At 73.9% G+C, this 23,797-nt stretch carries 19 protein-coding genes and 1 tRNA gene; 4 read left to right on the top strand and 16 right to left on the bottom strand.

The window, feature by feature from the left end; translation table 11 throughout:
* Positions 1-84 precede the first annotated feature (84 nt).
* Positions 85-1,560, top strand: a complete 1,476-nt coding sequence (locus ACZ7KF_RS17025) for a tetratricopeptide repeat protein (protein WP_471074759.1) — start codon at positions 85-87, stop codon at positions 1,558-1,560.
* Between the two features lie 147 nt (positions 1,561-1,707).
* Here the strand turns inward: ACZ7KF_RS17025 and ACZ7KF_RS17020 are convergent, their stop codons facing one another.
* On the bottom strand, positions 1,708-2,565 hold the full coding sequence (locus ACZ7KF_RS17020) for a phage baseplate protein (protein WP_471074756.1): 858 nt from the start codon (positions 2,563-2,565) through the stop codon (positions 1,708-1,710).
* 36 nt (positions 2,566-2,601) lie between these two features.
* Positions 2,602-3,750 carry a 4-hydroxyphenylpyruvate dioxygenase gene (gene hppD, locus ACZ7KF_RS17015; protein WP_471074753.1) on the bottom strand — a complete coding sequence of 383 codons (1,149 nt, stop codon included), beginning with the start codon at positions 3,748-3,750 and terminating at the stop codon, positions 2,602-2,604.
* Between the two features lie 122 nt (positions 3,751-3,872).
* Here hppD and ACZ7KF_RS17010 point away from each other — a divergent pair, with 122 nt between their 5' ends.
* Positions 3,873-4,382 (top strand): Lrp/AsnC family transcriptional regulator, encoded by a 510-nt coding sequence (locus ACZ7KF_RS17010; RefSeq protein ID WP_471074750.1) that lies wholly within the window; start codon positions 3,873-3,875, stop codon positions 4,380-4,382.
* A 72-nt stretch (positions 4,383-4,454) separates the two neighbouring features.
* Here the strand turns inward: ACZ7KF_RS17010 and ACZ7KF_RS17005 are convergent, their stop codons facing one another.
* The 3 genes from ACZ7KF_RS17005 to ACZ7KF_RS16995 all read right to left on the bottom strand — a co-directional run bounded on the left by ACZ7KF_RS17005 (position 4,455) and on the right by ACZ7KF_RS16995 (position 7,304).
* Positions 4,455-5,246, bottom strand: a complete 792-nt coding sequence (locus tag ACZ7KF_RS17005) for a S16 family serine protease (protein ID WP_471074747.1) — start codon at positions 5,244-5,246, stop codon at positions 4,455-4,457.
* Positions 5,247-5,433: 187 nt separating this feature from the next.
* Complete coding sequence (gene menC / locus ACZ7KF_RS17000; RefSeq protein ID WP_471074744.1) at positions 5,434-6,543, bottom strand: o-succinylbenzoate synthase; 1,110 nt, start codon at positions 6,541-6,543, stop codon at positions 5,434-5,436.
* A complete protein-coding gene (locus tag ACZ7KF_RS16995; RefSeq protein ID WP_471074741.1) occupies positions 6,540-7,304 on the bottom strand; it encodes a chorismate synthase in 765 nt (254 codons plus the stop codon). Before ACZ7KF_RS16995 ends, menC begins: the two co-directional genes overlap by 4 nt.
* Positions 7,305-7,405: 101 nt before the next feature.
* On the opposite strand from ACZ7KF_RS16995, the gene ACZ7KF_RS16990 reads away from it, so the two are divergent.
* The gene (locus ACZ7KF_RS16990; protein ID WP_471074738.1) at positions 7,406-8,959 is read left to right on the top strand and encodes a PucR family transcriptional regulator; all 1,554 of its coding nucleotides are present in this window, start codon (positions 7,406-7,408) and stop codon (positions 8,957-8,959) included.
* On the opposite strand, the gene dapE is transcribed toward ACZ7KF_RS16990, so the two are convergent.
* The 4 genes from dapE to ACZ7KF_RS16970 form a co-directional block, all read right to left on the bottom strand.
* Positions 8,940-9,995 carry a succinyl-diaminopimelate desuccinylase gene (dapE, locus tag ACZ7KF_RS16985; RefSeq protein WP_471074735.1) on the bottom strand — a complete coding sequence of 352 codons (1,056 nt, stop codon included), beginning with the start codon at positions 9,993-9,995 and terminating at the stop codon, positions 8,940-8,942. The genes ACZ7KF_RS16990 and dapE overlap by 20 nt on opposite strands.
* A gap of 300 nt (positions 9,996-10,295) precedes the next feature.
* Positions 10,296-10,937: an IclR family transcriptional regulator gene (locus ACZ7KF_RS16980; RefSeq protein ID WP_471074732.1), complete on the bottom strand. Its 642-nt coding sequence runs from the start codon at positions 10,935-10,937 to the stop codon at positions 10,296-10,298.
* Positions 10,938-11,446: 509 nt separating this feature from the next.
* A complete protein-coding gene (locus ACZ7KF_RS16975; RefSeq protein ID WP_471074729.1) occupies positions 11,447-13,246 on the bottom strand; it encodes a DEAD/DEAH box helicase in 1,800 nt (599 codons plus the stop codon).
* 196 nt (positions 13,247-13,442) lie between these two features.
* Complete coding sequence (locus tag ACZ7KF_RS16970) at positions 13,443-14,879, bottom strand: MFS transporter (protein WP_471074726.1); 1,437 nt, start codon at positions 14,877-14,879, stop codon at positions 13,443-13,445.
* 227 nt (positions 14,880-15,106) lie between these two features.
* Here ACZ7KF_RS16970 and ACZ7KF_RS16965 point away from each other — a divergent pair.
* Positions 15,107-15,178, top strand: a tRNA-Cys gene (locus ACZ7KF_RS16965).
* A gap of 84 nt (positions 15,179-15,262) precedes the next feature.
* Here the strand turns inward: ACZ7KF_RS16965 and ACZ7KF_RS16960 are convergent.
* From ACZ7KF_RS16960 to ACZ7KF_RS16930, 7 genes are all read right to left on the bottom strand, one after another.
* Positions 15,263-15,475: a DUF397 domain-containing protein gene (locus ACZ7KF_RS16960; RefSeq protein ID WP_471074723.1), complete on the bottom strand. Its 213-nt coding sequence runs from the start codon at positions 15,473-15,475 to the stop codon at positions 15,263-15,265.
* Positions 15,472-16,347: a helix-turn-helix domain-containing protein gene (locus ACZ7KF_RS16955; protein ID WP_471074720.1), complete on the bottom strand. Its 876-nt coding sequence runs from the start codon at positions 16,345-16,347 to the stop codon at positions 15,472-15,474. The genes ACZ7KF_RS16960 and ACZ7KF_RS16955 overlap by 4 nt, the downstream gene beginning before the upstream one ends.
* Positions 16,348-16,452: 105 nt before the next feature.
* Positions 16,453-17,616: an SUKH-4 family immunity protein gene (locus ACZ7KF_RS16950; protein WP_471074717.1), complete on the bottom strand. Its 1,164-nt coding sequence runs from the start codon at positions 17,614-17,616 to the stop codon at positions 16,453-16,455.
* A 358-nt stretch (positions 17,617-17,974) separates the two neighbouring features.
* Entirely contained in the window at positions 17,975-18,100 is a 126-nt protein-coding gene (locus tag ACZ7KF_RS16945) for a hypothetical protein (RefSeq protein WP_471074714.1), read from the bottom strand.
* Complete coding sequence (locus tag ACZ7KF_RS16940) at positions 18,097-20,406, bottom strand: xanthine dehydrogenase family protein molybdopterin-binding subunit (protein WP_471074711.1); 2,310 nt, start codon at positions 20,404-20,406, stop codon at positions 18,097-18,099. The genes ACZ7KF_RS16945 and ACZ7KF_RS16940 overlap by 4 nt, the downstream gene beginning before the upstream one ends.
* Positions 20,403-22,694: a (2Fe-2S)-binding protein gene (locus ACZ7KF_RS16935; protein ID WP_471074708.1), complete on the bottom strand. Its 2,292-nt coding sequence runs from the start codon at positions 22,692-22,694 to the stop codon at positions 20,403-20,405. Before ACZ7KF_RS16935 ends, ACZ7KF_RS16940 begins: the two co-directional genes overlap by 4 nt.
* The gene (locus tag ACZ7KF_RS16930) at positions 22,691-23,584 is read right to left on the bottom strand and encodes an FAD binding domain-containing protein (protein ID WP_471074706.1); all 894 of its coding nucleotides are present in this window, start codon (positions 23,582-23,584) and stop codon (positions 22,691-22,693) included. The genes ACZ7KF_RS16935 and ACZ7KF_RS16930 overlap by 4 nt, the downstream gene beginning before the upstream one ends.
* Between the last annotated feature and the right edge of the window lie 213 nt (positions 23,585-23,797).

Below are 23,797 nucleotides of genomic sequence, written 5' to 3'. Positions count from 1 at the left end.
ACTCGCGGCCATCGGTGTGAACCCCGCCCGCCCCGCCCTTCGGCCACCCGGATGTGCTCGTCGTACTGGCGCACAGTGAGCGCCATGGACAACCGAGGGTCTGTGCCGGGTACGTCCCCGCTCGCCGGGCCGCCGGCGCCGCGCCGCTCCCGGCGGGTGCTGCGCCGGCTGCTGGTCGCCGCGCTGGCGGGCGGGGTCGTCGCCGGCACCGTGCTGACACTGCTGCCGAAGGAGCGGCAGGACCGGGACGTCACGGCGCCGGCCGCGGGTCCGCGGGCGCAGGCCCAGGCAGGGACGCTGACGACGGTGACCTACGGGGCGCCGACCGCGCTGCCCGGCCTGACCGCGCTCATCGGGCGGCAGGAGGCGCGGGTGCGGGCGCAGCCGCGGGACGCCGGGGCGTGGGCCGTGCTGGGGTCGGCGTACGTGGAGCGGGGGCGCCGGACGGGCGACACGGCGGACTACCCGCGGGCCGAGCGGGCGCTGCGGTCCTCGCTGGAGGTGCGCGGCTCGCGGAACCCCGAGGCGCTGGACGGGCTGGCCTCGCTGGCGCTGGCGCGCCGGGACTTCCCCACGGCGAAACAGAACGCCGAGCAGGCGCTGAAGGCGGCGCCGAAGCGGTGGACGGCGTATCCGCCGCTGATCGACGCCTACACCGGGCTCGGCGACTACAAGAACGCCCGCTCCACCCTGGACAAGCTGCTGGCGCTGCGGACCGGCGCGGCGGACCGGCCCGCCGTGATGGCGCGGGCCGCGGCGGTGTACCGGGACCGGGGCTGGCGCGAGGACGCGGTGGCCCAGCTGACCGACGCGGCGGCCGCCGCCCGCACCCCGGCCGAGCGGGCCGCCTGGCTGGCCGGGGTCGGGCAGCTGGCCTGGGAGCGCGGGGACCTGCCGGACGCGCTGCGGCACTTCGAGGCCGCGCTGCGGCTCGATCCCGATCAGCGGACGGCGCCGGCCGGGCGGGCGCGGACGTTGGCCGCGCTGGGGCGCACGAACGAGGCGCTGGCCGCGTACCGGGCCGCCGTCGCGAAGCGGCCGGACGCCGACGACCTGCTGGAGCTGGGCGAGCTGTACGAGGCGCTGGGGCAGCCCCGGCTCGCCGAGGAGCAGTACACGCTGCTGAAGACGGCGGTACGGCAGTCGGTGGCCGGCGGGGTCGACGAGGAGCTGCTGATCGGGCGGTACGAGGCGGACCACGGGGACCCGTGGGAAGCGGTGGAGCGGCTGCGGGAGGAGTGGCGGCGGCAGCCGGGTATCGAGGTGGCCGACGCGCTGGGGTGGGCGCTGCACCGGGCCGGCGAGGACGAGGAGGCGCTGACCTACGCGTCCGTCGCGACCGACAAGGCGAAGGGGGGCGGGGTGCGCAGCGCGCTGTACGTGTTCCACCGGGGCATGATCGAGGGCGAGCTGGAGGAGTACGCGCCGGCGCGGCGGCATCTTCAGGAGGCGCTGCGCATCAACCCCGTCTTCTCCCCGCTGTGGGCGCCCGACGCCCGTGACGCGCTGAACGCGCTCGGCGACGTGCCGGACGAACCGCTGCCCGGGGAGGCCGCCTAGGGCCTCTCGTTTGGATCAGGCCGGGCTCGCGGGCCCTGGCACCGCGCCTCGCCGCGTTGTCGTCGGTTGCCATGGCGCCCTCCTCCGCCTTGCGATGCACGGCACCAGACCCCGCTCCCTGATCCGGCCTGATCCAAACGAAAGACCCTAGGGGCCGGGTTTGTAGTACAGGGAGAACTTGCGGGCGCCCTCCCGCCCCGACGCGAACCCCAGGTAGAGGCGCGGGGTGCCCGTGGAGCGGACGGCGAGGCCCTCCGGTTCGCGGTGGTCGAGGGACCAGGCCGCCTCGGTGCGGTGGCGGGCCACGAGCTCGCCGGTGCGGATGTCCAGACAGGACAGCCAGGTGTCGCCGTGGCCGGCGGGCGGGTTGGTGCGCGGGTCGTAGGCGCTGCCGGCGAGCTGGTAGAGGTGGTCGCCGTGCAGGGCGAAGCCCTGGAAGGGGACGTCGGGGTCGGGGTGGGCGCCGGTCTGGGGGAGGTCGGCGAGCGGGGAGGCGTAGTCGCGGGCGGTGAAGGCGGCGAGGTCCCAGACCCGGTAGCGCGGGCCGCCCCGCAGCCGGTAGCGGACGGCCAGGCGGCCGGTGGCCGGGCAGACCGTGGGCTGGTTGGTGCGGGAACCCTCGATCGGACGGCGGACCTTGACGTCCCGCGGGGTGCGGGTCGCGCCGCTCACGAACCGGAAACGGGTGACGCCCCGGCCGTAGCCGGCCAGGGCGTCGGTCTCGGTCCAGATCCACACCGTGCCGTCGGCGGCGTGCTGGACACCCATGCTCACGCCGTGTCCGAAGCCCTCCAGATACATGTGGCCGAGGTGTCCGCCCTGGTGGTCCAGCCGGTTCAGGCACAGGTCGCCGGTGTCCCGGCCGCCCCGGGTGAGCTGGAGGACGTAGAGGTGGCGATGGACGTCGTCGAAGGCGAAGGACTGGAGGACCGTGGGTTCGCGCAGCGTGTGCCGCTCCCGCAGCCAGCGCACGGCCGGTGCGGCGAGGTCGATGCGCTGCTCCACGGTCCCCCCTGCGCGTCCGGCGGGGGGACCTGTCGGCTACAGGTTGCCCCGCTTCTCCTGCTCGCGTTCGATGGCCTCGAACAGTGCCTTGAAGTTGCCCTTGCCGAAGCCCATCGAACCGTGCCGCTCGATGAGTTCGAAGAACACGGTCGGCCGGTCCTGGACCGGCTTGGTGAAGATCTGCAGCAGGTAGCCGTCCTCGTCGCGGTCGGCCAGGATCTTCAGCTCGCGCAGGGTGTCGACCGGTACCCGGGTGTCGCCGACCCACTCGCCGAGGGTGTCGTAGTACGAGTCGGGGGTGTCGAGGAACTCGACGCCGGCCGCGCGCATGGTGCGGACCGTCGCCACGATGTCGTTGGTGTTGAGCGCGATGTGCTGGACGCCCGCGCCGCCGTAGAACTCCAGGTACTCGTCGATCTGGGACTTCTTCTTGGCGACGGCGGGTTCGTTGATCGGGAACTTGACCTTGAGGGTGCCGTCCGCGACCACCTTCGACATCAGCGCGCTGTACTCGGTGGCGATGTCGTCGCCCACGAACTCCTTCATGTTCGTGAAGCCCATGACCTTGTTGTAGAAGCCGACCCACTCGTTCATCTTGCCGAGTTCGACGTTGCCGACGCAGTGGTCGACGGCCTGGAAGGTGCGCTGGGCGGGCGGCTGGACGAGCGGCTGGGCGGCGGTGTAGCCGGGGAGGTAGGGGCCGTCGTAGCCGGAGCGGTCCACCAGGGTGTGGCGGGTCTCGCCGTAGGTGGCGATCGCGGCGAGGACGACGGTGCCGTGCTCGTCCTTCACCTCGTACGGCTCGACGACGGAGCGGGCGCCGTGCTCGACGGCGTAGGCGTGCGCGGCACGGGCGTCCGGGACCTCGATGGCCAGGTCGATGACGCCGTCGCCGTGCTCGGCCACGTGCTGGTCCAGGAAGCGGCCCCAGTCGGTGGTCGCCTTGACGACGGAGGTGAAGACGAACCGGGCGGAGCCGTTCTCCAGCACGTAGCTGGCGGTCTCGCGGCTGCCGTTCTCCGGTCCGGAGTAGGCGACCAGCCGCATGCCGAAGGCGGTGGAGTAGTAGTGCGCCGCCTGCTTGGCGTTGCCCACGGCGAAGACGACCGCGTCCATTCCCTTGACCGGGAAGGGGTCGGCCTGCCGGGCGGTCGTGTCGGGAGTGTGCTGTGTGGTCTGCGTCATAGCGGAAGGGTGGCCTCGCTCTGCAAGGTGCGCAATAGTTCGCGAATCCACTGGGCAATCTGTTCAGTGGTGCGACCGCATCGGCGGTCTTTCTGTACAGGATGACCATCTCAGGGGGTCCCGTGGCGATCGATCATCTGGACGGGCGGATCATCGTGCTGCTGGCGCGCGAGCCGCGCATCGGCGTGCTGGAGATGTCCCGGCGGCTGGGCGTGGCCCGGGGCACGGTGCAGGCCCGCCTGGACCGGCTTCAGTCGAACGGAGTCATCCGCGGATTCGGTCCGCAGGTGGACCCGGCGGCCCTCGGCTACCCGGTCACCGCGTTCGCCACGCTCCAGATCCGGCAGGGCCAAGGCGCCGACGTCCGGGCGTACTTGACGACCGTGCCGGAGGTGCTGGAGCTGCTGACCACCACCGGCAGCGGGGACATGCTGTGCCGCCTGGTGGCCCGCTCCAACGCCGATCTTCAACGGGTGATCGACCGGGTCGTCGGTTTCGACGGCATCGTCCGGGCCTCCACGGCGATCGTCATGGAGAACCCGGTTCCGCTGCGGATCATCCCGCTGGTGGAGCAGGCGGCCGGCGAGCCGACGGAGCACGGACCGGGAAGAGACACGACCGACCGGGGGTGAGCGCGGGTGAGCTTCTGCGGACCGGATGCAGCAGGAGGGGTTCGTGAAGTAGGCCCTCCCGGCGCACCGGAGCTAGCAGCTGGGGACCGGGCCCTTGCCCTTCTCCAGGGCCACCAGGGAGTCGACGGCGCTCTCGAGCGTGGTCACCGGGACCAGCCGCAGCCCCTGGGGCAGCTCCGCCTCGGCGTCGGCGCACTCCGCCTTCGGGACCAGGAAGACGGTGGCCCCGTCGCGGCGCGCGGCCTGGGTCTTCAGGGCCACCCCGCCGACCGCGCCGACCTTGCCGGCGGCGTCGATGGTGCCCGTACCGGCGATGGTGCGGCCTCCGGTCAGGTCACCGCCGCTGCCGTCGCCGTCCAGCTTGTCGATGATCCCCAGGGTGAACAGCAGCCCCGCGCTGGGCCCGCCCACGTCGGCGAGCTTCAGCGTGACCTTGACCTTGTCGGCGCTCAGCCCGAGGTACTTCAGCGCCGCCTGGGTCGCCGCGTCCTGGGACTGCCGCATCTGCGCCTTGTTGTGCTCCTCGGCCTCCTTGACGGTGTCCCCGCTCGGGTAGACCGAGTCGCGGGGCATGACCGCCCGGTCGGTGCGGAACCAGTCGCCGACCACGTCGCCCAGGGAGATCCGGGCGTCCGGACCGGTCGCCACGATCGTGACCATCCGCAGCTGCCCACGGGTCTTCCGGGTGGCCGCACCGGAGACGGTGATCACCGGGGTGCCCCGGTTCTCGCCGAGCACGTTCGCCGTCGGGCCGGGCTGCGCCAGTGAGAACGGCAGCGGCGCGAAGACCGCCGTGGCCAGCAGGCCCACGACGGGCAGTGCGCAGACGGCGAGGGCCTGGGGGCGTGTGAGACGTGAGAGCACGGGTTCAATCTAACGCGACCCCCACTGGTCCCCTCGTGCCGCGTACGGGTGCCGTCTCCCGCCGTGTACAGGGTCCCGTCTCCTGCCGTGCGCGGGGTCCCGTCTCCTGCCGTGCGCGGGTCCCGACCCACGCCCTGCGCGGATCCCGGCGCTCCCGTCATGCCCTGTCCAGGTCCCGGCGCTCCCGTCACGCCCTGTACAGGTCCCGGCGCTCCCGCGTGAACCGGCGCAGGGCGTCCGGGAGCGGCACGACACCGATGCCGGGGCCGGTGGGCACGGGCAGATGGCCGTCCTGGAGGACGAACGGCTCGGTGATGTCCTCGGCGAAGTAGCGGCTGGACGCCGAGGTGTCCCCGGGCAGGGTGAAGCCGGGCAGCGCGGCCAGGGCGAGGTTGGGGGCGCGTCCGATGCCGGTCTCCAGCATGCCGCCGCACCACGCCGGCACCCCGTGGGCGTGCGCCACGTCGTGCACCCGGCGGGCCTCCAGATAGCCGCCGACGCGGGCCGGTTTGACGTTCACCACCCGGCAGGCGTCCATGGCGATCGCGGACGCGGTGTCGCGGGCGTGGTGCAGGGACTCGTCCAGGCAGACCGGGGTCGCGAGGCGCCGCTGGAGGAGGGCGTGGGCGTGGGGGTTGTTCTCCTCCAGCGGCTCCTCGATCAGCAGCAGCCCGAACGCGTCCAGCCGCCGCAGGTGCTCGGCGTCGGCGAGGGTGTAGGCGGTGTTGGCGTCGACCTGGAGGGGGAGGTCCTCGCCGAAGCGCTCGCGGACCGCCCGTACCGGCTCGACGTCCCAGCCGGGCTCGATCTTCAGCTTGATGCGCACGTACCCCTCGGCGAGGTAGCGCTCGACCTCGTCCAGCAGTTCGGGCACCGAGTTCCTGATGCCGACGGAGACCCCGGCGGGCACCCGGTCCCGTACCGCGCCCAGGTAGGTGGCGAGCGGCATGCCGTGGCTGCGCAGCTCGGCGTCGAGCACGGCCGTCTCCAGGGCCGCCTTGGCCAGCTCGTGCCCCTTGATCTTCGCCATGGCCGGGGCCAGCGCGGCCGTGGTCGGGCGCGGAAGGGCGGCCACCCGGGGCAGCAGGAAGTCACGCAGCACGATCTCCGCGCCGGCGACGAACTCCGAGCAGTACAGCGGCTCGGGGTCGGCGGCGAACTCCGACCAGCCCTCGGCGGAGTCGGTGACGACCCGCAGCAGGAAGGTGTCCTTCGCCGTCATGGTCCCGAAGGACGTACGGAACGGGGTGACCAGGGGGATCGCCACGTGCACGATCTCCACGCGCTCCAGCTTCACGCCGCCTCCTCCGTCCGGGTGAGCGTGTACCAGCCGTCCCGGGACATCCCGGTGGCCCGGAACCCCTCCGCGAAGGCGTCCAGGAACACCTCGCGCACCGCGTGCCGCCAGCGCAGTGCCCGTCCGGGGTCCTCGGCGCGCAGGCCGACGACGTCGTCCGGGACCCGGCACCACAGGTGCCGTCCCGCGCGCCGGACGAGCGGCCCGCCGTCGGGGGCGGTCCGCAGGACGGGCCCCTCGGGGTGGACGTCGTACGACCCGCCGGGCGCCGTCAGGTCCCAGGTCACCGTCAGCCGGTCGCTCTCGTCGCCGTCGTTCACGCCGTCGGCCATGGGGCCGTAGAAGTCGACCAGGTACTCGGTGCCGACGGCACCCAGCTTGGCCAGGTTGAAGCGGGCGTTGCGGCCCACCAGGGGGTCGAAGGTCCAGCGCATGGTGCGGGCGCCGAGCGCGACGGCCCAGTCCCGCTGGGCCAGCTTCAGCCGGTGCCCGAGACCGCGCTCGGCGGCGGCCACCAGCGAGTACGTGCCGCGCTCCGGGCCGAGGACGGCCACGGACGCCCCGGCGAGCCGCTGTCCGGCGTGGACGGCGTGCACCGCGCCCCCCGCGTGCGCCAGGCTGTGCAGCACCTCGGCCGGATAGGGCGGGGCGGTGCGGGGTGTCCGCCAGACGTCGCTGAAGTGGTCGGCGACGGCCGCGAGCCCGGCGACGTCGTGGACGGTACGGACGGTGACCCCGGTGATCGGTGGTGCTGCTGTCATGGCACGAGTCTCGGCGGCGACGCGGGCGCCCGTGTTGTGCGAGCAGCCAACGCAGCCGTACGTTCGTTTCACCATCCGCCAACAGCCTGCTGAGGACCCCCATGGACGCCTGCACCCTCGGCGATCTCCTGGACGTCGTCGGCGGCCCCGCGCTGCGCCTGCACACCGCCCCCGCCGGGCTCGGGGCCCCGGTCACCGAGATCGTGCTCCACGACGGCCGCACCCCGCTGCCCCCGCTGCCCGGCGGGCTGCTGCTGGCGGTCGGAGTGCGGGCGGCGGACGCGGGACCGCTGCCGGCGGAGGCGGCGCGGGCCGGGCTGACCGGGGTGGTGGTGCGCGGCGCGGACGGGCCGGTCGCCGCGGCGCAGGCGCACGGGGTGGCCCTGCTGTCGGTCGCGGAGGACGCCCCCTGGCACCGGGTCCATCTGCTGCTGGCCTCGGCCGTCTCCGCCGAGCCCGCCGCCGCCTGGGCCGACGGTGGACTCGGCGACCTGTTCGCGCTGGCCGACGCGATCGCGACGGCGACCGGCGGGGCCACCGCCGTCGAGGACCCGCGGCAGCGCATCCTCGCCTACTCCACCGTCTCCGGCCAGCCCGTGGACGAGGACCGCCGGCAGGGCATCCTGGGCCGGCAGGTGCCGGCCAGCGCGGAGAACACCGAGCAGTACCGGCGGCTGTTCGCCGCCGACCGGCCGGTGCGGCTGCCCGCGCTGACCGGCACCGGCCTGCCCCGGCTGGCCATGCCGGTACGGGCCGGCGGGGAGACCCTGGGCTCGGTGTGGGTGATCGACGGCGGCTCGCTCGCCCCCGACGCCGAGGACACTCTCGCCCAGGGCGCCTCCACCGCGGCCCTGCTCCTGCTGCGCGCGCGGGCGGCCCGGGAACTGGCCCGGCACCGCGGCAGTGATCTGCTGCGCCGGCTGCTGGACGGCACCGCGCCCGACCCGGCAACCGCCGCCGCCCGTCTGGGGGCCGAGGGCCCGGCCCGGGTGGCGGCGTTCGTCCTGGACTCCGCCGCGAGCGTCCCGGACGCCGAACGCACCGCGCTGCGGCTGCTGGACGTCGTACGCCTGCAGTGCGAGGCCCGCTACGGCCGACACGCGTGCGTGCTGGTGGACGGGGTGGTGTACGCGGTGCTGCCGGGGCCCGGTGAACGGCACAAGCGGCTGGCCGAGGACATCGTGGCGCGGGCCGGGCAGGCGCTGCGGGTGCCGGTGCGGGCGGCGCTCGGCGAGGTGGTGCCGGGCGCGGACGGGCTCGCCGACTCGCGGGCGGACGCCGACCTGGTGCTGCGGGTGCTGGACGCGGATCTGCCGGTGGCCGCGGTGGACGAGGTGCGGGCCCGGGTGACCCTGCTGCGGCTGACCGAGGTGATGGGCGAGCGGCGGGAGCTGACCGCGGGCGCCTGGCGGCGGGTGCTGGCGTACGACGCCGGGCACGGCACCGAGTACGCCCGCACGCTGGTCTGCTGGTTCGAGGCGGGCTGCGACATGGCGGGCGCGGCCAGGCTGCTGGCCGTGCACCCCAACACCTGCCGTTACCGGCTCAAGCAGCTCCAGCAGCACACCGGGGTCGCGCTGGACGACCCCGACGAACGGCTCGTGCTGTGGCTGCAGTTGCGGGCGCTGGCGGGGCTCAGCTCAGCCATGCCCTGAGGCGGGCCTCGCACCGCTCCAGATGCTCCACGGGCACGTACTCCCCCGCGGTGTGCGCCAGCGAGGGGTCCCCGGGACCGTAGTTCACCGCGGGCACGCCCAGCGCGGCGAACCGGGCGACGTCCGTCCACCCGAGCTTGGCCCGCGGTTCGGCGCCGAGCGCGGTGACGAGGGCGCCGACCCGGTCCAGGTGGGGCAGGGCGCCCTCGACGACCTCGGTGACCCGCACCTCGTACTCCGGGAAGAGCCCGCGCACGTACGCCTCCGCGTCCTCCGCCGAACGGCTGGGCGCGAAGCGGCAGTTGACGGTGACGACACACTCGTCGGGCACGACGTTCCCGGCGACCCCGGCGCGTACGGCGACGGCGCCGAGCCCCTCCCGGTACTCCAGCCCGTCGATCACCACCCGCTCGGGAATGTGCGCGTCGAGCCGCTGGAGCACCCGGCCGGCCTGGTGCGCGGCGTTGACGCCCTGCCAGGCGCGGGCGGTGTGCGCGCGGACGCCCTCGACCACGATGTCGGCGGTGAGGATGCCCTGGCAGCCGGCCTCGGCACCGGCGTCGGAGGGCTCCATGAGGAGGGCGAGGTCCGCTTCCTCCAGCAGTCCCGGCCGGGCGGCGGCGATCCGTCCGAGCCCGTTGCGCTCCCCCTCCACCTCCTCGCACTCGTAGAAGACGTAGGTGAGGTCGCGGGTGGGCTCGGGCACGGTGGCCGCGAGCCGCAGCGCGACGGCCACGCCGCCCTTCATGTCACAGGCGCCGAGTCCGTGGACCCGGCCGCCGGCGAGCCGGGAGGGCAGGTTCCCGGCGGCCGGCACGGTGTCCAGGTGGCCGGCCAGCAGGGCGCGTTCGGGCCGGCCGAGAGCGGTGCGGGCGATGACGGAGTTGCCGACGCGGTCCACGGTGAGATGGGGCAGGCGCCGGAGGGCCGCCGCCACGGCGTCCGCGATGCGCTCCTCCTCTCCGCTCTCGGAGGGCAGGTCGACGAGGGCGCGGGTCAGCGTCACGACGTCGGCGGTGAGATCGAGAACGGTCATACGAGGGGGCCTCCCAGAATCCGGGGCGAGCCGGGAGCACCGGATGCCGCGGACACCGGCAAGACCGCCGAGGACGACCCCGGCCACCGGCACCCGGGCCGCTCCCTCCGCCTCGGGCTTGCTCGATCCCCGATGATCCGCCACCGAACGGACGCACGAGTGCGCCGTTCGGTCAAAGAGAAGGGTCCCTGATTGTCCGGACGGCCAAAAAGATCGTCCGGACGGCCAACGAACGCACGTGGCGGCCCGGGAGGACCGGGCACGCCGCGGGCGGCCGGGCGTGGTGCGCCGGGCGGCAGCTCAGCGCAGGGCTTCGGCGACCTCCCGTGCCGCCTCCACCACCCGCGGGCCGACCCGCTCCGGCACGGCGTCGACCAGCATCACCACGCCCACACTGCCCTCGACGCCGGTGACCCCCACCAGGGGCGCCGCGGCCCCGCTCGCCCCCGCCTCCAGTTCACCGTGCGTCAGCGTGTACCCGGGGTCGGCGGACGGCGACTGCCGTGCGGAGAGGATCGCCTTGCCGGCCGCGCCCCGGTCCAGTGGATGCCGGAACCCGGCCCGGTAAGCGACGTGGTAATCCGTCCACGTGGGCTCCACGACCGCGACGGCCAGCGCTTCGGAGCCGTCCACGAGCGTCAGATGCGCCGTCGCCCCTATGTCCTCGGCCAGCGACCGCAACGCGGGCAACGCGGCCTCCCGTACCAGCGGATGCACCTGCCGCCCGAGCCGCAGCACCCCGAGCCCGACCCGGGCCCGGCCGCCCAGATCACGGCGTACGAGTGCATGCTGCTCCAGCGTGGCGAGCAACCGGTACACCACGGTCCGGTTCACGCCCAGTTTGGTGGACAGCTCGGTGACGGTCAGCCCGTGGTCCGTGTCGGCCAGCAGCTTGAGGACGCGCAGTCCCCGGTCGAGCGTCTGAGAGGTCTCCGCGGTCACGACGCCCACTCCTTCGGCGGTGAGGTCGGCGGCCTCCGAGCGAAGGATGCGTCGTCGAGTCCCGTCGGCGACGCGCTTCAGAGGGCCGCCGATCGGCATGTCTGCCCGGCGGCTCCGGGCCGAGTCGCTTCACGGCTGCGCTCCGCGGCGGCGCTGCCACGGGGCGTGTGCGTAGCCGGACAGTAGCGAAGCCGGTTCGCTGAGCGGAAGCCTTCGTCCAGAATCCGGGCAAGACCAGATCCGGCCTGGCTCCATTCGTCCGGATACGCACACCACGAGGACCAACGAAGCCACACCGAACCACCGCCCCAAACCTCACCCGAACAGCCCCCGCCCATCCCGGGTCCGGGGCGGAGCCCCGTGAGGGTGACCTCAGCCCGACCGAACGCCCGGCCCACCCCACCCCATCGGGGTCCGGGGCGGAGCCCCGTGAGGGTGCGGTTCGGGCCGACCGAGTCGGGTGGGTGGGTGGGCAGGCAGGCATGCACGTCGGCCAGGCCGGCGCAGCGTCACCGCATGCGGGTCGCCCACTCCTGCACCTTGGCGATCCGCTGCCGCAACTGCCCCGCCGTGGCCTCCGCACTCGGCGGCCCCCCGCACACCCGCCGCAGCTCGGTGTGGATGACCCCGTGCGGCTTCCCACTCTGGTGCACATACGCGCCGACCATCGTGTTCAGCTGCTTCCGCAGCTCCATCAGCTCCTTGTGCGTGACCACCGGCCGCCGCTCGGCCGGCAGCTCCAGCAGATCCGCGTCGGTGTCCGGCTTCTTCCGGCTGTGCGCGATCTGCCGGGCCTGCCGCTTCTGCAGCAGCATCTGCACCTGCTCGGGCTCCAGCAGCCCCGGAATCCCCAGGTAGTCCTGTTCCTCCTCGCTCCCGGGGTGGGCCTGCATGCCGAACTCGGCGCCGTCGTACAGCACCCGGTCGAAGACGGCGTCGGACTCCAGCGCCTCGAAGGGCAGCATGTCCTGTTCGCCGGTGTCCTCGTCCTGCTGCTTGTTCGCCTCCTCCATCTCCTTCTCGGATTCGGCGTACGGGTCCCCCTCGCCCTCCTTCTGCGGCTTGTCGAGGGCGTGGTCGCGCTCCTTCTCCATCTCGTTGGCGAAGGTCAGCAGGTCGGGCACGGTCGGCAGGAACACGGACGCGGTCTCGCCCCGCCGCCGGGACCGCACGAAGCGCCCGACGGCCTGCGCGAAGAACAGCGGGGTCGAGATGGTGGTGGCGTACACCCCGACCGCGAGCCGCGGTACGTCGACGCCCTCGGACACCATCCGCACGGCGACCATCCACCGGTCGTTGCTGTCGCTGAACTCGTCGATCCTCTTCGAGGCGCCGACGTCGTCCGACAGCACGAGCGTCGCCTTGGTCCCCGTGATCTCCCGGATGAGCTTGGCGTAGGCGCGCGCGGAGTCCTGGTCGGAGGCGATGACGAGGGCGCCCGCGTCCGGGATGGCCTTGCGGACCTCGGTCAGCCGCTGGTCGGCGGCGCGCAGCACGCTGGGCATCCAGTCGCCGCGCGGGTCGAGGGCCGTACGCCAGGCCTGGCTGACCGCGTCCTTGGTCATCGGCTCGCCGAGCCGTGCGGCGATCTCGTCACCGGCCTTGGTGCGCCAGCGCATGTTGCCGCTGTAGCTGAGGAAGATCACCGGGCGGACGACGCCGTCCGCCAGCGCGGACCCGTAGCCGTACGTGTAGTCGGCGGCGGACCTCCGGATGCCGGCGTTGTCCTCCTCGTACGTCACGAAGGGGATGGGGTTGGTGTCGGAGCGGAACGGCGTACCGGTCAGCGCCAGGCGCCGGGTGGCGGGCTCGAACGCCTCCAGGCAGGCCTCGCCCCAGGACTTGGAGTCGCCGGCGTGGTGGATCTCGTCGAGGATCACGAGGGTCTTGCGCTGCTCCACCCGGTTGCGGTGCAGCATGGGCCGGACACCGACACCGGCGTACGTCACGGCCACGCCGTCGTACTCCCGGCCGAGCGGGCCCGCGCTGTACTCGGGGTCGAGCTTGATCCCCACCCGGGCCGCGGCCTCGGCCCACTGCTTCTTCAGATGCTCGGTGGGCGCGACCACGGTGACCTGCTGCACGACGTGGTGGTGCAGCAGCCAGGACGCCAGCGTCAGCGCGAAGGTCGTCTTGCCGGCGCCGGGGGTGGCGACGGCGAGGAAATCACGGGGCTGCTCCTGGATGTACCTCTCCATCGCCCCCTGCTGCCAGGCACGCAGCTTGCTGGCGGTACCCCAGGGGGCCCGGCCGGGGAAGGCGGGCGAGAGGTGGTGGGAGGAAGCGGAGGAAGCGGCGGTGGTAGTCACGGTCTCCGTAGATCAGTGGTCGGTGGCTACGTATGACAACCGGGCCACCCTACCGGCGCCGCCCTCCGGTCGACGCGCGAACGAGCCCGGGGCGCGCGTGGGTGGGAGGCACGTCACAACTGCCGCACCCGTCCCGCGATCACCGTCTCTCCGCCCTCCCTCCCGCAGGCGCACCCGGCGTGACCGGCTCGCTGCCTCAGGCGTCCCGCTGCCGCAGTCGGCGGGTCACCCAGGTCCCCGCCAGCGCCACGGCCGCCATCGGCAGGAAGACGGCGGCGTAGGCGGCGGGACGGCCCGAGGACGCGGCGGTGGTGGCCGCCGTGCTGCCGCCGCCCAGGGACGCGAAGGCCGCGCCGGTCCCCGCCAGGAGGACGACGTTGGCGAGGGCGTCGGAGATCTGCAGGGCGGCGGAGTTGGCGCCGGCCTCCTCGGGGGCGGAGAGCTGGAGCAGCAGCACGCTGGTGGAGGAGAGCACCAGCCCCATCCCGAAGCAGCCGACGCCCCAGGCGACGGCGACGGTCCACACGGGCACGGCGTGCACGAGCACGCTCGGCGCGGTCACGATCGCGACGGCGACCAGCACCATTCCGACGGTCATCAGCCGCTCCCGGTAGGGCGCCAGGCGCGGCCGGGACTGCACGAACGACCCGAGCGCCCACGTCCCGCCGCCGGCCGCCAGCGAGAACCCGGCGAGCGTCGGTGACAGCCCGCGCTGGGTGACCAGCATCAGCGGTACGAAGGACTCGGCGGAGATGAAGGAACCGGCGGCGAGTCCGCGCAGCAGCACGACGGAGGGCAGGCCGCGGGCCGCCCGGTAGGTACCGCGCGGGAGCAGGCCGAGGACGGCGGGCACGAGCAGCGCGGCACCGGCCAGGCCGGGGACGAGGGAGAGGAGGCGCAGGTCCTGGGCGGCGTACTGGAGGAGGCCGGCGCCGAGGGAGATGCCGAGGGCGAGCCGGATGCGCCGCCGGTCGAAGGAGGCGGCGCCGGCCTCCTCGTCCACCGGGCCCGACGCCCTCCGCCGTATCTGGGGCAGGGCGAGGGCGAGCGGGAAGACGACGAGGGCCGGGATGCCGAGGAAGACCCAGCGCCAGCCGAGGTGCTCGGTGACGGCGCCGGAGGCGAGGGGGCCGACGATGGAGGGGACGACCCAGCCGGCCGCGAAGGACGCCATGATCGCGGGCCGCAGCGGCTCCGGGTAGGCACGGCCGACGACGACGTACAGCGCCACGATGACCAGCCCGCCGCCCAGGCCCTGTACGGCCCGGCCGAGGATGAACACCCACATGACCTGCGCGGTGCCGGCGACGACGAGACCCGCGGCGAAGGCGGCGATGCCGGTGGTGAGAGCCCCCAGGGGTCCCCTGCGGTCGGACCACTGCCCGGCGAGCACCATGCCGAAGAGGCTGGTCGTGAAGTACCCGGAGAAGGCGAACGCGTACAGCGCCACGCCGTCCAGTTCGCGGGCGGCGACGGGCATGGCGGTTCCGACGGCGGTCGCTTCGAAGGCGATCAGCACCACGACGGACACGATCCCCACGCTGAGCGCCCGGTACGACCGGCTCAGCACACCGCCGCCCTGCTCAGGGGGTGCGTCGAGGACGGCGGGGTCACGGGATCCGAGGGCACTCATTCCGTCAGAGTAAGCGGCACGAACCGGTTTGACCCCTGTCAGGAGTCGGACCTCCCCTCCGCCCTTGGTCGTACGCCCACCCCGTCCGTACGCCCCCACCGTTTGTGAACGCGGCATGGCAGTCCCGTTGCGGCCCCCCGGATCCCCTTGAGCCCCGGATCCCCGCCCCCGTACGTTCTTCTCACGAACACGGCCGCCCGACACGGCCGAGAAGAACAACTCAACACGGCCGTGTGCCCGAGTGGTTTAGGGACTCGCCTGCAAAGCGAGTTACGTGGGTTCGATTCCCGCCACGGCCTCTATCGTCTGACCAGGCACAACGAAAGGGCGGCACCCCGAGAGGGTGCCGCCCTTCTGGTCCTCGGAGACCGGCTGTCGAGGTGTCACCGTGGGCTGAACACGTACGACACGAAGTCCGTCCAGGCATCCGACGTGACAGCGAGTCGCGGACCGCCGACGGTCTTCGAGTCACGAACGTGCACCGTGCCGGGAGTGGTGGCCACCTCTACGCAGGACTCGCCGTTGGTACCGCCGCTGTAGCTGCTCTTGAACCACGCCAGTTCGGGGGCGCGCCCGGCGGAGGCATTGCGCATCATGTCTCTCCAAGCAGTTTCTCGATGAAGGCAAGCGACTCCCGTGGCGGGAGGGCCTGCGCACGGATGGTGCCGTACTGCAATTCCAGGATGCGGAGCTGTTTCGGCTCCGAGACAGGCCGACCGGAGAACAGGCCGTCCGAGCGGCCCACCGCCTTGCCGTCAGAGAACTTCAGCAGCTCGATCCTGCCGTCCAGCCCGGGGTGGGCGTCGGTGTTCGTCGGCATGACCTGAAGTGTGACGTTGTCCAACCGCCCCACTTCCAACAGGTGTTCGAGCTGCCGACACCACACCATTGTGCCCCCTACTTGACGACGCAGCGGCGCTTCTTCCAGTACGAAGTGGATGGACGGGGCCGGTGTGCGATCGAAGACCGACCGTCGGGCAAGACGAGCGGCCACCATACGCTCGACATCGTCCCGCGAGTACGGCGGCTGCGCTGCCCTGATCACGGCTCGCGCGTGCTCGGCTGTCTGCAAGAGTCCGGCGATGATGTTGCACTCGTAGACACCGATCTCGGCCGCCCTGGCCTCCATCTCCGCCAGATCCCGCACCTTCTTCGGGTATCGGACCCGCTCCACGTCCTCCTTCATCGCCGAGAGCAGTCCACCCGCGCCCAACACCTCGTCGGCCTTGTCCAGATACTCGGGCCGGGGAATCCGCTTGCCGCTCTCGATCTTGTAGACCATGTCCTCGCCATAGCCGACAGCCATGCCGAAGTCGCCAGCCCTCATTCCCACCGCTTCTCGCCGCAGCTTCATCTGCCGTCCGACCGTGGTGATGACTGCGACACCCCACTCGTCGTCCGGGTCCACCTCCCAGCCCCGCTCGCCGGCCCCGTCCTTGAGTGGCTCCGCGTTCGCGTCGGTCGTCATCCACACCCCTCCCTCACCGTGCGTGTCAACACCGTCACGGTTCACGGTAGGGCGATGCGGACACGCTCAGTGACCGGATAGCGGAAGTTCACCGGCCCCGGGGCTTCAGAACACCCCGCCCGCCTCGTTCTGGAACAGTTCCGTCCAGTAGTGCCAGGTCGTGTCGGGCAGGGTGCCCGTGGGGTCGAGGGTGTTCAGGGTGTGGATCATCGCCGCGACCAGGTGGTCGTAGGCGTGGGTCGCCAGCTCGTGGCCGAGGTGTGCGTCGATCGTGCGCTCGTGGTGGATCAGCCACAGAGTGCAGGCCAGGGTGGAGACGTCGGTGTTGAGGGAGTGGAGCGTCGCGTCCGGCTCGCTGAAGGTGAGGACCCGGCCCGTTCTGCCGTCGACCACCAGGCTGTTCTCCTCCAGCAGACAGCCCAGGCGGATCAAGTGGTCGCAGTGGGCCGGGAGTTCCGCGAGGGGATAGTCGGGGTGCTCCTGGGAGAAGTGCTCGCGCAGCGTCGGCAGCGGGACGTCGGTGTCCGTGCGGTAGAAGACCGCCTCCTCCGGCAGCCCCGTCTCGCGCAGGAAGCGGCGGGTCGGCTCGTGCGTGAGCGTCGCCGGGAAGTCGACCTCCTCGAAGCGGGCCACCCTGCCGTGCCCGAACTGCTGGTCCAGGACGCGCGCGGGGACGTCCAGGGCGAGGCCCGAGGCCGTACCGGGACCGGCGACCAGGGCGAGGGGGCGGATCAGGGCCGCCGCCTTCCAGTACGGCGGGACCTCGCCGTTCGTGTCCGCCTCGAAGAGCGCGAGGAGGCGACGGGACGCCTCGGCTACGGTCCGGGGGCCGTACTGGCCCGCCAGGGAGGCGAAACGGCCGCGCAAGCCCGCCAGTTCCTCGGTGACCGCGGCGAAGCGCAGCAGCGTGGCGAGGGAGGGCGCGAAGGGCCGCGGCTCGGACGGATCGAAGAGGTGGGCCGTCGTGATCTCGCCGGTGGCGCCGTCGAGCAGGATCGACTCGCGCTCCATGCCGGCCGGGGTGAGGAGTTCGCCTATGACCAGGCGGCTGCGCAGTTCCTCCGCCAGGCGGAAGGGGCTGGGGCTGTCGGCGGCGTCGGCGAGGGTGCGCAGGCCGTGTGTGCGCAGCGGGGAGAAGGTCAGCAGGTCGGTCTCCGGAGGCAGGCCGGCGCCGGTGAGCAGGCCGCGGGTCGGCATGTGCGTGACGTAGCGCTCCAGCTCCGCCTCGGTCAGCGTGATCGCGGTCGTCCCCGCGTCCGTCGTGCTCATCGCTCCCCCGCGATCTTCCCCGTACGTGACAGGCCCGCGCACACCGTCGTACGCGGCCTCCGGGCAGGTGCCCCCACCACTCGGCACACTACGCCGCCCCACTGACAACGGCCCACGGAAGAGGACGCCGGGCGCGCCGTGTCCGTTGCGCGTCCGCCCGGATCACCTCCACCGTCGCCGGAGGCCGGTGCGTGGGGTGGGCGGGGTGCGGGGGCGCGGGGGCGCGGTTGGCCGGGGGGGACGGCCGCGCCGTCCCCTCCGGGGGCGTACCCGGCCCGCGGCGGTCTCTCCGTGAGCCGCCGTGGCGACCGTCGGCCGCCGGTCGCCGTCACCCCGGTGACCGGGACGGCGCCGTCCCTCAGGTGAGGTAGATCCCGCCGAGCACGACGGCGAGGGCCGCCACGGCGAACAGCAGGATCCACAGCAGCAGCTTGCCCGCGCCGGGCGCGGGTTCGTAGCGCGGGTCGCCGGGAGACGTGCTCATCGGTCCGTGACCACCGCCGCCTGCGGCCGGATCGGGAGGCGGTTGACCGGGCGGCCGGTGGCGGCGCGGACCGCGGAGGCGATCGCCGCCGGGGCCGTCACCACCGGGACCGCACTGACCGACTTGGCGCCGAAGGGGGCGACGACGTCCCGTTCCTCGACCAGTTTCACGATCCGGATGTCGGGGGCGTCCAGAGCGGTCGGGAGGGCGTAGCCGGTCAGATCGGGGTGGCGGATCAGGCCGCGGGGCGTACGGAGGTTCTCGGTGAGGGCGATGCCCACGCCCTGGGTGACGCCCGCCTCGATGCGGGCGGCCAGCTGGGCCGGGTTGAGGATCCGGCCGACGTCCTGGGCGACCGCCAGCTCCACCACCCGGACCGAGCCCAGTTCGACGTCGACGTCCACCACCGCGCGGATCGCGCAGAAGGCGAGGCCCACGAAGGCGTCGCCCTGGCCGGAGGCGTCCAGCGGCTCGGTGGGATGCGGGCGGCACTGGGCCGTGGCCCACAGCTCCTTGCCCTCCATCGCCTCCATGACGGTGGTGGAGAGGACACCGTCGTAGGAGGTGATCTTTCCGTCGGTGATCTGCAGCAGCTCCGTCGACATGCCGAACTTGTGCGCGAGGGGCTGGAGGAGCTGGGTACGGACCATCTTCGCCGCACGTTCCACCGCGCCGCCGGACACCCAGGTGTGCCGGCCCCGGCAGCCCGCGCCGGCCGAGGGCTGGTCGGTGTCGACGGGGGCGACGTGGACCTCTTCGACGCCGAGGGTCTCCTGGACGATCTGCCGGGCCAGGGTGGTGAAGCCCTGGCCGGTCTCCACGGCCGCGCACAGCACGGTCGCGACCCCGTCGTGGACCTTGACCGTCGCCGTCGACACCTCGTCGGCGCCCTCCGCGCCGAGCATGTGCACCATGCCCAGGCCGTAGCCGACGCCGCGGCGCACCGCGCCCGGTTCGCCGGCGCCCTCGGGGCCGCCGGGCAGCAGCCAGTCCTCCTCGGGCGTGTCCTTGGGCAGCGCGGGCAGCGGGAAGTCCTGTACCGCCTGGAGGAGTTCGGCGACCGGCGCCGGGCAGGTCACCGTCTGGCCGATCGGCAGGACGTCACCGGTGGCGAGGACGTTGCGCAGGCGCACTTCCGCCGGGTCCAGGCCCAGTTTCCTGGCCAGCTTGTCCATCTGCGCCTCGTAGGCGGCGCACACCTGCATGGCGCCCTCGCCGCGCACATGGCCGGAGGGCGGGTTGTTGGTGCGGACGGCCCAGCCCTCGATGAACGCGTTCGGGACGACGTACGGGCCGCACGCGAAGGAGACGGCGGCGGCCAGCGCCTCGGCGGAGGTGTCGGCGTACGCGCCCGCGTCCAGCAGGATCTGCGCCTCGACCTTGACGATCCGGCCCTCGGCGTCGGCGTGGTGCCGGTACCGGAGCAGGGTCGGGTGGCGGTGGACGTGACCGAGGAAGGACTCCTCGCGCGTGGCGGTGAGTTTCACCGGGCAGCCGGTCTTGAGCGCGAGCAGGCCGAGCGGGAGCTGGAAGCCCTGGTCCTCGCGGTCGGCGGTGGCGCCGGGCACCCCGGTGACGACGATCTTCACCCGATCCGGGGACAGGGCGTAGCAGGCGGCGGCCGTGTTGCGGTCGCGGTGCGGGTCGGTGGAGGCCAGGTACAGCTCCACCCCGCCGTCGGGGCGCGGCACGGCGAGGCCGGCCTCGGCGCCGATCGGGGCCGGGTCCTGGCGGCCGATGCGGTACAGGCCCTCGACCACCACCTCGCCCACCGCCTCCGGGTCGCCGTGGTGCAGCGGGATGTGCCGGATCAGGTTGCCGTCGGGGTGCAGCGGCTCGGCTTCGAAAGCCTGCTCGGGGTCGGTGACGGGATCGAGCACCTCGTACTCGACGATGACGGCCGCGGCGGCCATCCGCGCGGTGTCCGGGTGGTCGGCGGCGACCGCGGCGATGGGCTCGCCGTGGTGCCGTACGACCTCGGAGGCGAACACCGGCCGGTCGGGCGTGCCCCGGCCGTGGCGGGGCGTGCCGGGCACGTCCTCATGGGTGACGACGGCCCGGACGCCGGGCATCTCGCGCGCGTGGGTGGTGTCGATGGACACGATGCGCGCGTGTGCGTGCGGGGAGCGCAGTACGGCCGCCCACAGCAGGCCCTCGGCCCACAGGTCGGCCGCGTACGGGAAGGTGCCCTCGGTCTTGGCGCGGGCGTCGGCGTGCGGCAGGGAGGCGCCGAGGCCGTGCGGCGGCGGCTCGGCGGCGGGAGCGGGTTCCGCGGCGGTGGTCGCGATGCCGGCTTCGTTGCTCACCCCTGGCCTCCGTCCTGGCCGTAGTGCTGGTCCTGCGGTCCGGGTTGCGTGCCGTACGGGTCGGGCGCGTCCCCGTACGGGTCCTGCGCGTCGCCGTAGGTGCCGCCGTGGGCGTCGTAGCCGTCCGGTGCGGTCCCCGGGGTGCCGAACGCGCCCGGCGTGTGCGGGGTGGCGAACGCGCCCGGCGCCTCGAACGCCGACGGGTGGACGCCGCCGGCGCCGGGGCCCGCCTGGTGGGGAATACGTGCCTCGTCCGTGTCCGTCTCGGTGTCGGCGTGGGACGCCTCGCGCTCGGCGACGACCTCCTTGACGGCCTCCAGGACACCCCGGTAGCCCGAGCAGCGGCAGAGGTTCCCGCACAGGGCCTGCCGGGTCTCCAGCTCGGTCGGCGCCGGGTTGCCCTCCAGCAGGTCGTGCACGGTCATCGCCATTCCGGGCACGCAGAAACCGCACTGGACGGCGCCGCACCGGGCGAGCGCGCGCTGTACGTCGGAGGGCTGCCCGTCCGCGGCCAGGCCCTCGACCGTGCGCACCTCGCTGCCGGCCGCGGTGACCGCCGGAACCAGGCAGGAGGCCACCAGGCGGCCGTCGACCTGCACGTTGCAGGCCCCGCACTCGCCCTGTGAGCAGCCGTCCTTGGCGCCGGCGAGGCCGAGCCGCTCGCGCAGCACGTACAGCAGGGACTCGCCGACCCAGGCGTCGGTGACCGGACGGTCGGTGCCGTTGACGCGCAGGACGTAGGAGGCGAGGGGGTGGTCGTCGTGCGGCGGCAGGGCCGCGGCGGCCGGCTCTCCGGCCCCCTCGGGCGCGGGCTCCCCGGCGGCGCTCTCGGTGTCGCCGTCCGGCGCGGGCGCGCCCGCGGTGCCCTCGGGTACGGCCGCCGCGGCCGGGGGCGCGGACGCGGCCGGGTCGGCGGGGTCCGCCGGGCCGGTGGCTTCCGCGGGGTCGGGCGTGTCGGGCGTGTCGGCGGGGTCCGCCGGGTGAGCCGCCGTCACGGAGCCCTGGGGGTCCGCCGGGTCGGGCGCGGCGGCCGTGGCCGCCGTCGTGGCGGGCCGGGGCGCGGTGTCCGGGCCGATGTGCCCCTCGTGGCCCGCGGGGGTGTCAGCGGGGCGCTCAGGGGCTTCGGCGAGGCCGTGGGCCTCCGTTCGGGGCGCCGCGGGCGCCGCTCCGGGCTCGGCCGACCGGTGGGCCGGCGGCGCCGGTTCGCCGTGCGGGCCGGCGTCGGCGGTGTCGCCGTGCGCCCGGGGGTGCCCGGGGTCCACGGGGCCGCTGCCGGTGTGCCGCCCGTCGGCGTGACCGCTGCCGGTGTGCCGCCCGTCCGCGTGCCCGCTCCCGACGTGCCCGGCATCCTCGCGCCCGGCCCCGTCGTGACCGCTCCCGACGTGCCCGGCGCCCTCGTGCCCGCTTCCGGCGCGGCCGTCCTCCGCGTCGGCGGTCTCCGCCCGGGCGTCCCGCGTGAACGGCGTCCCATGTCCGGTGGCCGGGCCATGCCCGTACCCGTCCTCGGGGGCGTACCCGTCCTCGGGGGCGTAACCCTCCTCGGCGGCGTACCCGTCCTCCGGGGCGTAACCCTCCTCGGCGGCGTACCCGTCCTCCGGCGCGTACCCCCCCTCCGGGACGTACGCGTCCGGCGCGGACGCCGGGGCGCCGCCCGCCGGGTGGGCGCCGGTGTGGTCGGGCAGGGCCGGGTGGCCGGTGTGGTCGGTGTGGGTGCCCGGCTCGGGGGCGGCCGGGCGGGCCGGGGACTCGCCCCACGCGTGGCCGGCGCCGTCCGTCGCCCAGGGCGCCGGCGCGCCGCCCGGCAGCGTGGCCGGCGGGGTGCCGCCCCACTGCTCGACCAGCGAGGACGTGGTGTACTCGCCCGACTCGTCGGGGAGATCGCCCCCCGCGACGGGGATGGACCACTGCCCGGTGACGTCGTGTCCCGGGGCGGCCGGTGCCGCGGGCTCCTCGAAGGTCCAGTGCTGGGTGGCACCCGGCTGGTACGTGAACCGGTCGTCCGCGGCCCCCGGCTGGGCCGGCGCGGCGTTCGCGTCGGGCCACCGGCCGCCGCCGGCGGGCGTGGGCCAGTCGTCGACGGCGCCCTCCGCGTGCCTGGCCGCTATCCGCGGCGGCACATAGCCGTGTCCGGGCGCGGCCAGCGGACTGTCGCCGTTCAGCAGGGCGTCGATACCGCCCTCGGGGAGTTTGACGAAGGCGGTGGCGCCGTCGTCGTAGTCGCCCTGGGGCAGCGGGTTCCAGCGTCCGCCGCCCTGGGGCGTGTCCTCTCCGTGCTGGTCGTCGGTCACGACAGCGCCCTCCCCAGTGCTCGTCGGGCCAGCGCGGCGACGGTGCGCCGCAGGTGCAGTACGGCGGGCGGCAGGGGGGTCACCGAGCCGTCGGGCTCGGGGGCCGGGTCCGGGATGCAGGCCGCGGCGACGTACTCGCCGAAGGCGTTCAGGGCCTCCGGGACGAGGGCGCGGTCGTTGTCCCAGTCGATGAGCCGCGCGACCCACTCCTCGGCCTCCAGGGGCCTGAGCGGCATCGGCGCTATGGCTCCCACCGCGCAGCGCACGCCGCGCCGGGCGGGGTCGAGGACGAGGGCCACGGAGGCCAGCGCGCGCCCCGGGCCGGTGCGTCCGGTCGCCTTCAGGAAGACCTGCGGGGCGTGCAGCAGCGGTACGCGCACGTAGCCGATGAGTTCGCCGCCGCGCAGCATCTCCACGCCGGCCAGCAGGTGCGACACCGGGATCTCCCGGCGGGCGCCGCCCGGGCCCGCGATGATCAGTGTCGCCTCCAGGGCGGCCAGCACCGGCAGCGCGTCCCCGGTGGGGGCGGCCGTCGCGATGTTGCCGCCGAGGGTGCCGGCGTTGCGGATGTGCGGCGGGCCCGCGGCACGCGCGGCGGCGGCGAGCGCCGGGATCAGGGCCGCGAAGTCGGGGCGGCCCATGCGCGCGTGGGTGAGGCCCGCGCCGAGCAGCGCGTGGCCGTCCTGGTACTGCCAGCCGCGGATCTCGCTGATCCGGCCGAGGCCCACCAGGGCGGCGGGCCTGAGCTGGCCGGAGTTGACGGCGGCCATCAGGTCGGTGCCGCCCGCCACGGGGACCGCGGTGGGCATGGCGGCGAGGGCCGCCACGGCCTCGTCCAGCGTCGTGGGCAACGTGACGGCCTGCGCCGTCTGCGGTGCGTGCGTGGTCAAACCGGCTGCCCCTTCCCGCTGCCCCACATGGTCCCGCCTGTGTTGCCGTACGGTACGTGCTGACAGGGCGGACGACGCAACTCTGGCACATCTTCGCAACGCTCGAACGCGGGGGTCCGCTAGGAGGCATTCGCCCACCTCATCAGGGAGATGGTCCGTTTTCGCACGGCATAACCGGTACAAGCGGATTGCCACTCTTCGGTGATCCCGGCG

Source organism: Streptomyces sp. NPDC038200 (assembly GCF_055600785.1).
This window is presented reverse-complemented; position numbering and strand designations above follow the sequence as displayed.